We start from the raw sequence: 14446 nt of genomic DNA, 5'->3' as shown, positions 1-14446 counted from the left end.
GCCTTGAACCTGTTAAAACCACTTTAACAGCAGATTTAGCGGTGATTGTATGCAGTACAGAAAACTAAATAAGTTAATTCGTATCGAAATTGTTATACTTTTTGATACGTAGGAATATGTCGCAAAAGTGTTGTTTTATTGTCTGCAGTTTAACCAAAGAAAGTACGTTATGCTGTTTTAAATCAATCTTTTGAGCAGGTGGGACTATAGTATCCAGAAAAACTTGCAAGGGTAAGGGGTAATATTGTTTATGTTTCTGTTAATCTAGTTTTAGTATAATCCAGTGTTGTTCTCTAATTTTATCCTACTCGAAACTAGCACATTTATGGAATAGTTTCGGCTCCACTTAACGAAGAAAACAATCATTATTCATTTCGTTTAGTGCATAAACCTAAAATAATACAGAATAGATATATCCCAATGCTATGAGAAAAAAGATTTTGGTGCTAATATTATTGGCGCTTGTGCTTATTGGTACAAGCATTTTGACTTTTGGAAAAAAAGAGCCAGTTGATTTTAGCGCTGATGTTAAACCGATATTGAATAAACATTGTATCACATGCCATGGTGGGGTTAAAAAAAATGGTGGCTTAAGCTTTCTTTTTGAAAATGAGGCCTTCGCCAAAGCCGAGTCAGGCAAATCGGCAATTATTCGTGGCGATGGCGAACACAGTGAACTTATAAAGAGACTGATTTCTGATGACCCTGAATTGCGTATGCCTTACAATGCCCCTAAACTGAATGACGATGAAATTGATATACTCAAAAGATGGATCGATGAAGGAGCTAAGTGGGGAGAGCATTGGGCCTATACAACACCTAAGGAAACGGAGGTCCCTAAACCTTTTTCGTTGCTCAGTATATTTGGTGTTAAGCCCAAAGGGGTGAACAATACGATTGATTTTTTTGTTTTGGATAAGATGAAGGAGAAGAAATTGTCCTTTGCAGATGAAGCCGATAAAGCATCGTTGCTCCGAAGAGTTTATTTGGATCTAATTGGTATCCCACCCTCGTTGGCAGAGATTCAAGCCTTTGAAGCAGACCATCGTGATGATGCTTATACCCGGCGGGTAGACAGTCTACTGGCTTCTCAGAAATATGGCGAAAAGTGGGCGAGTTGGTGGTTGGATATGGCGCGATATGCCGATACGAAGGGCTACGAGAAGGATGGTTCGCGCACGATATGGACTTATCGGGATTGGGTCATCAAGGCCTTAAACAAGGATATGCCTTATGATGAATTTACGATTGAACAGCTCGCTGGGGATTTGCTTCCGGAACCAACCAAGGATCAACTTATCGCAACAGCATTCCATCGCAATACCATGAATAATGATGAAGGCGGGACCGATAGCGAGGAATTTCGGATGGCTGCGGTTTTGGATCGTTTAAATACAACTTATCAAGTATGGTTGAGTACGACCTTTGAATGCGTGCAATGCCATAGTCATACTTATGATCCGTTTAAATTTGAAGAGTATTATAAATCGTTAGCTTTTTTTAACAACACCAGAGATGAAGATACCCAAGGTGATCATCCTAAACTGCGTTTTTACACCGCACAGGATGAAAAGCGAATTGACAGTATAAAGAGGTGGTTGTCGACGACAGGAAATGCCAGCTTGGTAAAATCAACAGATCTATTCCTTCACACCCTTGAGCCCAAAGTCCATGCGCATTACAGCGACCAAATAGTAGATGGTGCGCTTTATGATACGAAATGGTTGGGGGTTAGAACTGGAGGATCGGCTCGATTAAGGGCAATAAACCTGGATAATAAACAGCAATTCTTCATGAATTTCTGGACAGGTGCGGTAGGTGGAAAATTGGAAATTCATTTGGATAAACCTAGCGGACCAATACTTGCCGTCATTGATTTGCCGAGTACGAATGGAAGACAGGTTATTCAGTCTCCCATAAGTGCGACTCGTGGTGTACATGACTTATATCTGGTTTTCAAGAATCCATCTGTCGCTCATGGACAGCCGATCTGCATGATTGAATGGTTTGCATTTCGCGAGAACTTTCCACATGAAAAGTCACTGGATAATATGAATTTTCAAAAGACTTTTCTCCAGTTGGTCAACATGCAACCTGAGGGGGTACCAATCATGATTGAAAATCCCAAGGACATGCATCGTAAAACCAATGTATTTATACGCGGTAACCGCCTGTCGCTAGGTGCGGAAGTGCAGCCTACAGTTCCGGCATCACTGAATAGTTTCCCTAAGGGGGCTCAACGCAATCGTTTGGGTTTTGCGCAGTGGATTGTCAGTAAGGAAAACCCGTTGACAGCGCGAACTTTAGTTAATCGCGTATGGGCTCAACTATTTGGTCGGGGGCTTGTTGAACCATTGGGAGATATGGGCACACAGAGTATTCCGCCGATTCACCGAGAATTATTAGATTATCTTGCCCTAGATCTGATGAATACCAAAAAGTGGAGCGTTAAAAAATTGATCCGCGAGATGGTATTATCCGGAACTTATAAGCAATCCTCTAGCTTGAACAATTCCAATTTTGAAAAGGATCCACAGAATTATTATTTGGCAAGGGGACCTCGCTTTAGATTATCTGCCGAACAGATTCGCGATCAGGCTTTAGCCGTAAGTGGATTGCTCAGCAATAAAATGTATGGACCAAGTGTAATGCCATACCAACCGGATGGGGTATGGATGACTGTATACAGCGGTGAGTCCTGGGTGAAAAGTGCTGGAGAAGATCAATACCGAAGAGGCATCTATACGTTTTTAAAGCGTACGAGTCCTTATCCTTCTTTTGTTTCTTTTGATGCTTCGAGTAGGGAGGTTTGTTTGGTCGACCGTATCCGTACCAATACACCGCTGCAAGCGCTTGCCACATTAAACGATCCTGTTTATCTCGAAGCGGCTAAACATCTGGGTGCTATTATGGAAAAGGAGGGAAATGGAAACCTCAGAGATGGTATCCGTGTCGGTTATAGACATGCAATGTTGAAGGATGCCGATGAAAAGAAACTCAAAGAGCTGGAACAGCTTTATCAAAAAGCGTTGATTGATTTCAGCAAAAAGCCTGATTCGGCAGCCAAATTTTTGAATGAAGATTTAGCGAAAAGCAATGTAAAGGTCCTGCCTTCAAAAGCTGCCTACATGCTTGTTGCCAATGCAGTGTTGAATTTGGACGAGTTTTTAACGAAATCATAAATAATGAAATGATAAATATGGAATGATACTTCTGAATAAGGGCTTTCGTGTGAAAACGAAGTCTTTTGTTAAGAAGGGTAAGGCCTATGAAATAATAAGAATATAAACCGAAATGAGCTAAAGCTGCGGACTAAAAATTTAGCGACACAGCCCGTTCATACGTAATGATAGTCAGATGAAAGATCTAAATAAGCTAATAGAAGAAGCGCAACAATTTGAATTGCAGGCTGTCACAAGAAGACATTTTCTAAAGGATTGTGTGGCAGGTATCGGAGGTATTGCTTTGGGGAGTTTGTTGACGAGTTGTAATGGATGGGGACAGTCAAAATCAGCAGAAAAGTTGGATCTGAATGCACTCAATCCACTGGTACCCAAGCCTCCTCATTTCCCAGGTAAGGCTAAAAGTGTAATTTATCTGCATATGGCCGGCGCTCCGTCGCAATTGGAGTTATTTGATTACAAGCCTGCATTACAGAAATTACATAATCAACCTTGCCCAGAGTCCTTACTCGCGGGAAAGAAATTTGCCTTTATTCGTGGGATTCCAAAAATGTTGGGGCCACAAGCTACTTTTAAACAGTATGGAGCAAGTGGGGCTTGGGTATCAGATCATTTGCCTCACTTTAGTAAAGTTGTTGATGAAGTGAGTTTTCTGAAGGCCGTGCATACCGATCAGTTCAATCACGGTCCAGCGCAATTGTTTATGCATACGGGAAGTGCCCGTCTCGGCCGGCCAAGCATTGGTTCATGGGTAACTTATGGTCTGGGATCTGAAAATAGCAATTTACCCGGATTTGTTGTGTTAACATCGGGAGGTAAAACACCGGATGCAGGAAAAAGTGTCTGGGGAAGTGGATTTTTACCATCGGTATACCAAGGCGTTCAATGTCGTTCAAAGGGTGACCCCGTATTGTATATTGCCGATCCTGAAGGAATGGGAAGGGATATGAAGCGTGATTTGATTGATGCCATAAATAACGTCAACAAAACAGAATACGATACCTTTAAAGACCCAGAAACCTTGTCGCGGATTGCACAATATGAGATGGCTTATAAAATGCAGGTTGCAGTTCCTGAAGTGATGGACATCAATAATGAACCTGCTTATATTCACGAATTGTATGGAACTGAGCCGGGTAAAGAATCGTTTGCCAATAATTGCCTCTTGGCTCGGAAACTCGTAGAACAGGGGGTACGATTCGTTCAGTTATTTGATTGGGGTTGGGATAGTCACGGTACAAATCCCGCAGATTCGATTGATCTTGGCTTTAAAAATAAATGCCGGGAGATTGATCGACCAATGACCGCATTGATTATGGATCTAAAACAACGTGGTTTGCTGGAAGAAACACTAGTCGTGTGGGGAGGGGAATTTGGACGTACACCGATGCAAGAAAATAGGGACAACAGCGATATGCCATTCCTGGGACGCGATCATCATACAGACGCCTATACCATCTGGATGGCAGGTGGGGGAGTTCGTAATGGTATAAGTTACGGTCAAACCGATGATATTGGGTTCGCTGGGGTAGAAGGGCGTAGTTCTGTACACGATGTCCATGCGACCATGCTCCACTTTTTGGGTTTTGATCATGAGAAATTTACGTACGATTTTCAAGGAAGGCCATTCCGATTGACAGATGTGGAGGGTGAACTTATTCAAGCTATAATTTAAAAATATGAAACAACTTCTAGTATTAATTTTATTTATGAGCAGTTTTCTATCTATGACTGCCCAGCAGTTACACATCAAATATTATTGCACCAATTGGGGAAATAGCGATTCCTGGGATACGTTCTGTCTCCGGGTGAAAAATGCTGGTTACGATGGTGTTGAATCCTGGTTACCTGGTAGTCCAAATGAGCGCAAGGAGATGATCGATGCATTACATAAATATGGATTGAGTTTAGGATTGCTTTCAGGCGGATCGGGCGGAACTTATGAGGAATATAAACAAAATTTTAAGCGTAATTTGGATGAAGCAGCACAGCTGAAACCCGATTATATCAATTGCCATACAGGTAAAGATTATTACTCGTTTGAGCAGAATAAAACATTAATTGAGCTTGCAGATGCGGCTAAAAATAAGTACCACATCCCCGTTTATCATGAGACCCATCGCGGAAGATTTAGTTTTGCAGCTCATGTGACAATAGAATATTTAGAGAAGATTCCGACCTTACAACTTGCGTTGGATATCTCGCATTGGTGCAATGTACACGAATCAATGCTTTCTGATCAGACCGAGGCTGTAACAAAGGCACTTTCCAGAACGGAGCACATTCACGCACGAATTGGGCATCCTGAAGGACCACAAGTCAATGACCCTGCGGCTCCTGAATGGAAGAGTATTGTTGCGCAACATTTGACCTGGTGGGATAAAGTTGTTGCTAAACACAAGGAAAATGGGATGAAGTTATTAACCATAACGACCGAGTTTGGTCCAGCAGGTTATTTACCCACATTACCGTTTACACAACAACCGGTGGCCGATCAATGGTCAATCAATGTTTATATGTTGCATTTACTCAAAGACAGATATAAAGAATGATAGTTTTCTTTGATGAATTATTGGGCTTTTTGGGACGATTTCACCCGCTTTTGGTCCATCTACCGATCGGCATATTATTGTTGGCTTTTGTTATGGCAATTAGGATTCAGTTTAAAGGCGGGGATATGTATTTGCCTGCTATTAAGCTCTCCTTATTCCTAGGGACAATCGCTGCTATAGTAGCTGCTTTGTCGGGTTATCTGCTTTCACGAAATGGAGGTTATGAGGAGGATGTACTGAGCTATCACAAGTGGCTGGGAATTGCCGTGGCTATCAGTAGTTTGTTGCTTTGGTTTCTTTATCGTAAAGAATCTCCTGGTGCATTTCGCTTTTGGCTTTTTTTCATCCTGGTGCTCTTGATTGGGGTGACCGGACACTACGGTGGAACACTGACACATGGAAAGGGTTACTTTGTGGAAGCTATGCCAGTAGCACTTAAAAAGCTGTTTAAAGCGGAAGAAGATAAAGAGGAGGTTCTTATCGTTCAAAATGCGCAGGAAGCAGAAGCCTATATGGGAATTATTCAACCTATTCTAAAACAGCGTTGTCAAAGCTGCCACGGGCAAAGAAAGCAGGAAGGGGGGCTGGCATTGGATACAAAAGAGAATTTGTTAAAAGGAGGAGAGAACGGCACAGTACTAAATGCAAATGATTCGAAAAAGAGTGAATTATATGCCCGGTTGGTGTTGCCCGAGGGACATAAGAAACGTATGCCACCTAAAGGTCGTACACCGATAACCGCTGATCAGATAAAACTGATTGCCTGGTGGATTGATCAAGGAGCCAATTTTGATAAAAAAGTGCATGAAATACCACAAACGGAGGAAATAGCTCATTTGTTGAAAAAATTGGAAAGAGGGGAAAAAGAGGTGTCTGCTGTATTGTATGCTGATCTACCAGCAGCACCAGCTTTGCCAAAAGATAAAGTTGATGCTTGGCAGGCTAAGGGTATTAAGATCATCCAAGTTGCAAGAGATAATAACTTCGTGTTGGTTAATGCGATTAATTATCCTCAATTTAATGATAAGGACCTACAGGAATTGTTAGCCATTAAGGATAATATTGTACAGCTGAAATTAGGAAATACGGCTGTTACGGATCTTGCTTTTTCAACATTTTCGGCAATGCCAATTCTTTCCCGTCTATATCTGGAAAATACAAAAATTTCCGATGCTGGATTGAGCCAGCTGAAAGGCCTGTCAAAATTAACGTATTTGAATCTGACAGGAACAAAAGTTACATCAAAAGGGTTATCAAAACTGAACGAGCTTCCAAACTTAAAGAACGTATATCTGTATAAGATCGTAAATCGGGAAGTCGCTGCGATAAAGCAGTTGAATGCTAAGATTAAGGTAGATACTGGTAATTATAGTTTGCCTTTTATTGAAACCGATACAATCAGGTTTTAAGCTGTTATTGGACCTGTTGACTACACGATGAAAATCCGCGATCCAAATAATACTCTTGTCCAATTTAACAACTTGGCGACATAGGCAAGTAATTTAAGGGAAATAAACAGGATATTTTGGCGGATAGGAAGCGAGTATACAAAGGAGAATGCGGAAAAGGCTTTAGCGTAATATAAAATAGGAATGCTAAGGTGAGGATTTCAAATAAAACCTTCATGACTTCGTAGACACCAACAGCAATGAAAGCAAACTGAAGGTTCTTTTTGGCCAATAAGATTAGACACTTTCAGAAAAAATGCCCCCAGAAAGTGTCTAACTTTTTGGGGGCACTGCAAATTTCCTGCTGCTCTTTTTACATCGCGATAAGCTGTTTTTATTTAGTTCCAGCATGTTCTAGTAATTCGATCGCATCGTAAAGCACACCTGCTTCACCTCTAAAAGTTCCTGAACCCTCTGGTTTGTTATCTTTTGTGTACCATTCATAAAAACCTTTATTTTTGATAACACGGGCAAGCATCGGCTGTATTTGCTCATAAGCTTCCTGTTGAAAACCATTTTTAACGAGCTGCTGAATCATACGCCCACCGAACCAGGTCCAGTCCCCACCATTTTGATAACCATACGGATACATGCCTTTGTTTTTAAATGAACCTGCAGGATAAGTTGGGTACACGGTAAGTCCAATTGTTGCCGCACCAGCGTCTTTTACATTTTTAATCATTTTATCCAATGAAACTTTTATTTGCTCTTTGCTGAGTAAATTCGCCTCAATAGCGATAGCTGTTCCACCATGATAATAGATTTGATTTTCATCAAAATCAGCCGAAAATGGAGAGCCTTTGATATAAATATGGGGAATAAACTTTTGGTTCTTTTCATCCCAAAGGTGTTTCATGGTATTACTTGCTATGGAAGCTCTGATTTTTCCCCATTTTTCTTTTTTCTCAGGAAGTAGATCCATGTAGTTGTCAAGGGCGATCAAAAACATCGCATTGTCGTAGATGTCCAAAGCAATATGCGAATTTTCATCTAGATGGACACCCCAGTCATGCTCGGGTTGAACGTCGCCCCAATCAACCGTGGTTGCACCCCAAAGTAAACCATAAGTATCATTATAACGTTTGTCCAATAAAAATTGCAAAGCACGTTCCATGCGATCCTTTACAGTTGCATCACCAATTTTTTCATTGAGAAAAGCCTTATCTTTAGTAGCAACGAAATATTTGTGTACCGCTTGAATTAAAGAGGATTCCTGGTCTGTTTCAACGGTGTTTTTATGTGCAGCATAATCAGGAGCCAAGGTACTGGTGATTGTGTAATAGTCCGATACGCCATTTTTTAAGCTGGACTTTTTGACAAAACCATCGGCAATATTACCATCAGGGCCTTGTAGTTTAAAGAACAAAGCCAATTGATCTTTGATCTGTTCATGGGGATGTACTTTTGTTGCTAAGGTGATAAATGTATTGTAGTCTCTAATCCATACCTCACTGTATCCATCCCCCGCATTGAATCCGCTTTTGATGATGTTCGTAGCCATATCTTTGACAATATGGAAGCTGCTATCTTTTTGGATGCTGTCTTGTAAATTGTTCGTAGATGCTTTACTGCCCGGGTTTTGGCAGGACAGTAATAGGAGCGATGAAGATAATGCAAAAAATATAGTTCTCATTGTGCTGTTTGTTTATAATAAATGGTTTGATTAACATTTGGATTCTTTGACAAAAGATTGGATAACCTTTGCCTTACCGTTTCCTAAATTACGCAATGTATAGGACCCAGCAGCAGCAGGAACGGCAAAAGTCTCGGCATAATGGAAGACCCTCTTCATGCCATTTGCTGTCGTCAGCTCAATTGCCTCACCCTCGACAAGCATCATGATATGGCATTGTCCCTGCGTTTCAATCGAAACATCCTGATCGAATTCGTATCTAAAAACATCGTAGAAATGATCTTCATGCGTTGGCAAATGTATTCTTGTTGTTTGCGCATCAAGGACTTTTTCACTGGGCTGAGCTAGCAGTGTGTTTTTTACGACATCACCTTTCCGGCTAAAATTGAGGTTAGCGAATGCTCTATCAATATTTAATGGACGTGGTTTCCCATCTAAATCGGGACGCACCCAGTCGTACATTTTAAAGGTATAATTATAAGGTGTTGCACTGATTTCGAGCACGAGATTGTTCACGCCGGAAGAATGTACGGTACCATGTGGAATCAAATATAACTGGTGTTTCTTGGATTCGAATTTTTGAACGTATTGCTCGATATCCATAGCTATTCCGCTGTGGAAGCTCTCTTCTAAAGCGGAGCGAAATTTGTCTGCATCAATTGTTTGCTGAAAGCCCAGATACACTTGCGCGTCCTCTTTTCTATCAACGATATAATATGATTCGTCCTGTGTGAAGTTTTCTCCAAATTCTGCTTTTGCATAAGCTGGACTGGGGTGACATTGAATGGATAGGTTGCCACCATCAAAGGTGTCCAGAAAATTGAAGCGTATTGGGAATTCGACATCGAAACGTTGCTGTGCATGACCGAGTACATTGGCACTTTCTTGAAACATCAATTGATCGAATGAAATTTCGAGTATATGTCCATCTGCTTCGAGCAAAATACCATTTTCGGGGACAATCATTTCGAAGGACCACGCATAGTTTTTGACATCCTGATCGATGCCTGTAAGGTGCTCTTTCATCCACTGTCCACCCCATACTCCGGGTTCAAAAGTTGGTCGTACGCGGAAGTAATTTTGGGACATGGTTTGCAATGTATCGCGTAGATCCTTCCCCGTAATCCATGGTAAGCTGTGGGACGATTGTTGATCCGCAAGAATTTCGACACGGGACAAGATGGATCTTTTATGTCGGTTCAATATTTCCCAGTCGACAAAATAGTAACGCTTATAGGTTTCCTTTTGATTGGTTTGTGTTGAACAGCCTAAATTTAAAGCTTTGCCCGCACGCATGCGTTGAATAAGCACATTTTTGGGCAAATCAATATACATCAGCTGACTAGACGTATCGACTAATGATGCTCCAGGACCGTAAAAGATGGTATACTTACCTTGTTTTGAATCGGAGTTCGCTAGTATTGATTGAAAATCCGCTAGTTTTTCGGTATCAAAGTATTCAATGAGCTGAATCCCGGCCTTTTTTCCGAACAATGGGTCATTGCCGCCTAGGTAGGGAGAGACAATATCCTGGATGGCTGATTCCGATTTTAAAGCAGAATCCATCGCAATAAATCGTGCGGCTACGCCCTGTCTTTCAAATTCTTGCTTCAGGTTGGGGATGATTGTGCCCCAGTTAACACCTACAAAACCATCAATGCTATGTATATTATGTGTAATGAGATGTGCGACAAGATTCGGGTAGGAATTTGATAATGTTCCTTGAACTGGAAACGTCGGAGCGATTTCGTACTGAAAAGGTTTTGTTTGAGTATTAGAATACATATTGATGTAATTTATTGCAAATGAATGATGTTGGAGTAAATAGCTTTTGCTTACTTGTTTGTTGATTTTTTGTTGTGTTTTTCAATCCAGAATTTTTCGATCTCCTCCAAAGGTTTGCCCTTCGTTTCTGGCAGGAATCCAAGTACAACAAGGAATGCGATGGCACAGAAAAATGCAAACAACCAGAACGTATAGCGGGCGCCCCAGGAAGCGAGAAGAATGGGAGTTAGCTGTCCCACGATAGCATCGGAAATCCACATCACCATAATACTGATACCCATGGCGCGAGCCCGGATGGCATTTGGGAAGATTTCGGCTGCGACGACAAATTTTAGTGGGCCAATGGAAAAAGCAAAGAAAAATAAGAAGGAAAGTATAGCGATAATCAATGCGATATTATTGACTTGACCTTGATTAAAAAGATAACCAGTAACCAGCAAACTCAGGGTAGCACCTACAGTTCCCAAAAGATATAAGGGACGTCTACCCCAATTATCAACCTTCCAGATTGCGAAGAAAGTAAATAGCACATTGGCAGCTCCAAAGAATAACTGGGCATGATAGGAGTTGTTTAATGAAATACCTGATTCAAGCAATATGCTCGGACCATAATAAACAATTGCGTTGATTCCACTGAGTTGTGAAAATAAAGGGAGGAAGAGGCCCAATAGAAAGGCCTTGCGATAAATAGGAGAGAACAGATCACGTAGATTTCCTTTCGAGGAAACATTGCTAACCTCTTGTATATCCGATAGTCCTAAGGTGGCACTGATCGCTGCAACTTCAGTGTTTCGTCCATTTTTAGAAAGCCAACGCGGACTTTCAGGAATAAAGTAAACTCCAATGCATAACAATAAAGCCGGTATTGCGCCAACTAAAAACATAGTTCGCCACAGTTCATTTTGCTGGGTGGAGGTATATTCAAGAATCAAGTAATTGCTGATATAGGCAAATAGGATACCGAATGTAATAGCGAGTTGATAACAGGTGACTGATCTTCCTCTAAATTTGCTTGGCGATATTTCCGCAAGATATAAGGGCACAACAATTGAGGCTATTCCAACACCAAGGCCCCCAATGCTTCTACTTGCAATCAATATGCTGTAAGAAGGACTGAATCCACAGCCAATTGCTGAGAATAAAAAAAGTAGGGCCGCAGTAATAAAGGCGGGTTTTCGGCCGTATTTATCTGTTAATGGTCCTGTGAAAAATACACCAACAATACAGCCTAGCAAGGCTGAACTGACGAAAACGCCCTCTTGAGCAGGAGATAGTCCGAAAAATTGCTTCACCAATGGCAAAGCACCTGCAATTACAGCCATATCGAAACCGAAAAGGAGTCCTCCAATTGAAACGATACATAAAATGATGATAAATTTCTTTGACATCTGCGGTTTATATTAATATGTATATACATACAAACATATATCTATTTTTTTAATTATGCAAAAAATCTTATTTTAGCACAAGCAATCCAAATGATGAATTTAAAAATAGATCATAAAAGTCCTGTTCCGCTGCATATACAAGCTGAGAATTTGTTACGCGAATTAATTAAGCAGCCTGAATATATAGAGGGTAAGTTATTACCCAATGAAATTGAATTAGCAAAAAGATTGGCAATTTCCCGTTCTACTTTGCGTTTAGCGATCAATAAACTTGTATATGAGGAGCTGCTAATTAGAAAGAAGGGGATAGGAACGAAGGTGACTAGTTCTAAATTCAGTTCAAAATCCAAAAATTGGTTGAGTTTCTCACAAGAGATGAAAAATCGTGGGATTGAGGTGAAGAATTTTGAGCTTCACGTCAGCTGGGTTGTTCCGGATAAAGCTGTTTCGAAGTTTTTTAATGTAGATGAGGACCAGAAGCTATTAAAACTAGAACGTTTGAGAGGAAAGAAAGATGACCCATTTGTTTACTTTATCTCTTATTTCCATCCGCGTATAGGTTTAAACGGCGATGAAGATTTTAAGAGACCTTTATATGAGATCTTAGAATCAGATTATCATGTCGTTGCAGATCTTTCTCAGGAAGAGTTGGATGCAATGGCTGCAAATAAATTTATAGCGGATAAATTGGAGATTAATATCGGTGATCCTATTTTGTCCCGCAAGCGCTTTGTATTTGACCAATCTGGAAAGCCAATTGAATATAATTTAGGGTTCTACCGTGCGGAAAGTTTTACCTATACAGTTGAAAGTAGAAGAGATTATTAAGTAAATTCACTCATCCTTTTTGAACTGATCAAGTGGATGAGTGAATAGCTAATTTATTTATTCTTTTAATGATTCTTTTCTACGGTAGTTTCTGCCCAGCTTTCTAGGAGCGCTATTGCTTTACTAAGTACTCCTGCAGAACCTTTGAATTTCCCTGATCCGCTAGGGACGTTATTTTGACCATACCATTCGTAAAATCCTTTGTTTTTCACAACCCGATCGATCATCGGTTGAAGTTCTGCATAGGCTTCTTGATAAAAGCCGTTTAAAACGAGTTGCTGGATCATCCGTCCGCCAAACCAGGTCCAATCACCACCATTTTGGTATTGGTAAGGCTGAGCCATTCCTCCGATGAAAAATCCAACTGGATAGGTTGGGTATAAGGTCAATCCAATACTCGGCATGCCCGATAACCGGACGTTTTCCAGCATTTGCGTATTGACTGTTTTTATTTCTGAAGCGGAAAGTAACCCGGCTTCTATAGCGATGGCGGTGCCCCCATGATAATGGATCGTATTTTCATCAAATCCTTTTGGGATAGGAGATGTCTTAGGGTAGATATGAGGGATGAATTTTTGTTTTTTCTTATCCCATAAATGACGTCTACTGTTTGTTTCGAGACTCTTTTTTAATCCCTTCCATTCTGTCACCTTCGGAGAGTTGGGCTGGATATCAATCAATGTCTGCAATGCAATAATAAACATCGCGTTGTCATAAATATCGATCGCCTCATTGGAGAGCTCATTCCAGTCACAACCAAAGCTATCGTTGGGTTGTACATCTCCCCAATCTGCTGTCATCGCACCCCAAAGCAATTGATACTTGTGGTTGAACCGTTCTCTTTTCAAATAATCCAACATGAGTTGGATACGATCTTTTACAGAAATTCCACCGATAGACTCCTCCAGGATACTGTAATCCTTTGTTTTCCGGATATATTTACCAAGCAGTTGGATGAGTGACGTTTCCTGGTCTGTTTCTACTGTATTTTTAAATCCAACATGGCCTGGCGCATTTTCTGAATAATAAGGTGTATCATCGTGCCAGGTAAAATCCTTCTTAAGGACATAGCCGTCTACCATTTCACCATTAGGCTGTTGCATCTGAAAGAATACTAAAATGGCTCCTCTAATGTCCGCTTGGGACCGCTCTTCCAATGCGGTTTCAATAAATGTATTGAGATCCCTAGCCCAAATTTGTGAGTAGCCACTTCCCGCATTGAAACCTTCTTTGATGACCTCTCGGGAAAGGCTGTCCACATATTTTAGGTTTTGATCCGCTAGAATGCTTTTTGCCAACTTAAGTTGAGCGATACGGTCAGGTTTTGTTTGTTGTGCTGATAGTTGGGTTCCGAGTAACAGAAGTATTAGACTAAAAAATGTGCTGTTTTTTTTCATTGTGGTTTTATTGTAATTTTCATCTACTTCAGGGCTTTTGATCGAAGATCAGCCGTCTGATGCGTATTTTTTTTGAATTTATTTACTGGTTATATTTTAGTATGTATGTACAATCAAAGTTATGGAAAAATGTCAGTATTTAAGCTTTAATAACGTTTTATTTGGTTAGTATTTAAAATTTTACAAATTTGCGCATTATGGTGAGGCCTTTTCCGTAGTTAAATTGAGTAAGA

Annotated in this window: 9 protein-coding genes; 5 read left to right on the top strand and 4 right to left on the bottom strand. The window is 40.7% G+C overall.

What is annotated here, in order from left to right:
- Positions 1–425: 425 nt before the first annotated feature.
- The 4 genes from GVK91_RS18965 to GVK91_RS18950 all read left to right on the top strand — a co-directional run bounded on the left by GVK91_RS18965 (position 426) and on the right by GVK91_RS18950 (position 7143).
- A complete protein-coding gene (locus GVK91_RS18965) occupies positions 426–3182 on the top strand; it encodes a DUF1553 domain-containing protein (protein WP_159730834.1) in 2757 nt (918 codons plus the stop codon).
- A 175-nt stretch (positions 3183–3357) separates the two neighbouring features.
- The gene (locus GVK91_RS18960; protein ID WP_153846732.1) at positions 3358–4857 is read left to right on the top strand and encodes a DUF1501 domain-containing protein; all 1500 of its coding nucleotides are present in this window, start codon (positions 3358–3360) and stop codon (positions 4855–4857) included.
- A gap of 4 nt (positions 4858–4861) precedes the next feature.
- Positions 4862–5734 (top strand): sugar phosphate isomerase/epimerase, encoded by an 873-nt coding sequence (locus GVK91_RS18955; RefSeq protein ID WP_159730832.1) that lies wholly within the window; start codon positions 4862–4864, stop codon positions 5732–5734.
- The gene (locus GVK91_RS18950) at positions 5731–7143 is read left to right on the top strand and encodes a c-type cytochrome domain-containing protein (protein ID WP_235032959.1); all 1413 of its coding nucleotides are present in this window, start codon (positions 5731–5733) and stop codon (positions 7141–7143) included. Before GVK91_RS18955 ends, GVK91_RS18950 begins: the two co-directional genes overlap by 4 nt.
- Before the next feature lie 373 nt (positions 7144–7516).
- Here the strand turns inward: GVK91_RS18950 and GVK91_RS18945 are convergent, their stop codons facing one another.
- From GVK91_RS18945 to GVK91_RS18935, 3 genes are read right to left on the bottom strand one after another with little or no spacing between them, the layout of a single operon-like run.
- On the bottom strand, positions 7517–8815 hold the full coding sequence (locus GVK91_RS18945) for an amylo-alpha-1,6-glucosidase (RefSeq protein ID WP_159730830.1): 1299 nt from the start codon (positions 8813–8815) through the stop codon (positions 7517–7519).
- Between the two features lie 30 nt (positions 8816–8845).
- The gene (locus GVK91_RS18940; RefSeq protein ID WP_159730828.1) at positions 8846–10600 is read right to left on the bottom strand and encodes a class I mannose-6-phosphate isomerase; all 1755 of its coding nucleotides are present in this window, start codon (positions 10598–10600) and stop codon (positions 8846–8848) included.
- Between the two features lie 50 nt (positions 10601–10650).
- A complete protein-coding gene (locus tag GVK91_RS18935; RefSeq protein ID WP_153846736.1) occupies positions 10651–11988 on the bottom strand; it encodes a sugar porter family MFS transporter in 1338 nt (445 codons plus the stop codon).
- A 90-nt stretch (positions 11989–12078) separates the two neighbouring features.
- Here GVK91_RS18935 and GVK91_RS18930 point away from each other — a divergent pair, with 90 nt between their 5' ends.
- On the top strand, positions 12079–12816 hold the full coding sequence (locus GVK91_RS18930; RefSeq protein ID WP_227550223.1) for a GntR family transcriptional regulator: 738 nt from the start codon (positions 12079–12081) through the stop codon (positions 12814–12816).
- A gap of 65 nt (positions 12817–12881) precedes the next feature.
- On the opposite strand, the gene GVK91_RS18925 is transcribed toward GVK91_RS18930, so the two are convergent.
- Positions 12882–14213, bottom strand: a complete 1332-nt coding sequence (locus tag GVK91_RS18925) for a hypothetical protein (protein ID WP_200845662.1) — start codon at positions 14211–14213, stop codon at positions 12882–12884.
- Positions 14214–14446: the final 233 nt, after the last annotated feature.

The sequence above is a fragment of the Sphingobacterium sp. 18053 genome (genome assembly GCF_902706145.1).
Classification (GTDB): domain Bacteria; phylum Bacteroidota; class Bacteroidia; order Sphingobacteriales; family Sphingobacteriaceae; genus Sphingobacterium; species Sphingobacterium paramultivorum.
This window is presented reverse-complemented; position numbering and strand designations above follow the sequence as displayed.

Coding starts and splice junctions, on each gene's coding strand:
- GVK91_RS18965 (WP_159730834.1), top strand. CDS start 426: ATGAGAAAAAAGATTTTGGTGCTAATATTATTGGCGCTTGTGCTTATT.
- GVK91_RS18960 (WP_153846732.1), top strand. CDS start 3,358: ATGAAAGATCTAAATAAGCTAATAGAAGAAGCGCAACAATTTGAATTG.
- GVK91_RS18955 (WP_159730832.1), top strand. CDS start 4,862: ATGAAACAACTTCTAGTATTAATTTTATTTATGAGCAGTTTTCTATCT.
- GVK91_RS18950 (WP_235032959.1), top strand. CDS start 5,731: ATGATAGTTTTCTTTGATGAATTATTGGGCTTTTTGGGACGATTTCAC.
- GVK91_RS18945 (WP_159730830.1), bottom strand. CDS start 8,815: ATGAGAACTATATTTTTTGCATTATCTTCATCGCTCCTATTACTGTCC.
- GVK91_RS18940 (WP_159730828.1), bottom strand. CDS start 10,600: ATGTATTCTAATACTCAAACAAAACCTTTTCAGTACGAAATCGCTCCG.
- GVK91_RS18935 (WP_153846736.1), bottom strand. CDS start 11,988: ATGTCAAAGAAATTTATCATCATTTTATGTATCGTTTCAATTGGAGGA.
- GVK91_RS18930 (WP_227550223.1), top strand. CDS start 12,079: ATGATGAATTTAAAAATAGATCATAAAAGTCCTGTTCCGCTGCATATA.
- GVK91_RS18925 (WP_200845662.1), bottom strand. CDS start 14,213: ATGAAAAAAAACAGCACATTTTTTAGTCTAATACTTCTGTTACTCGGA.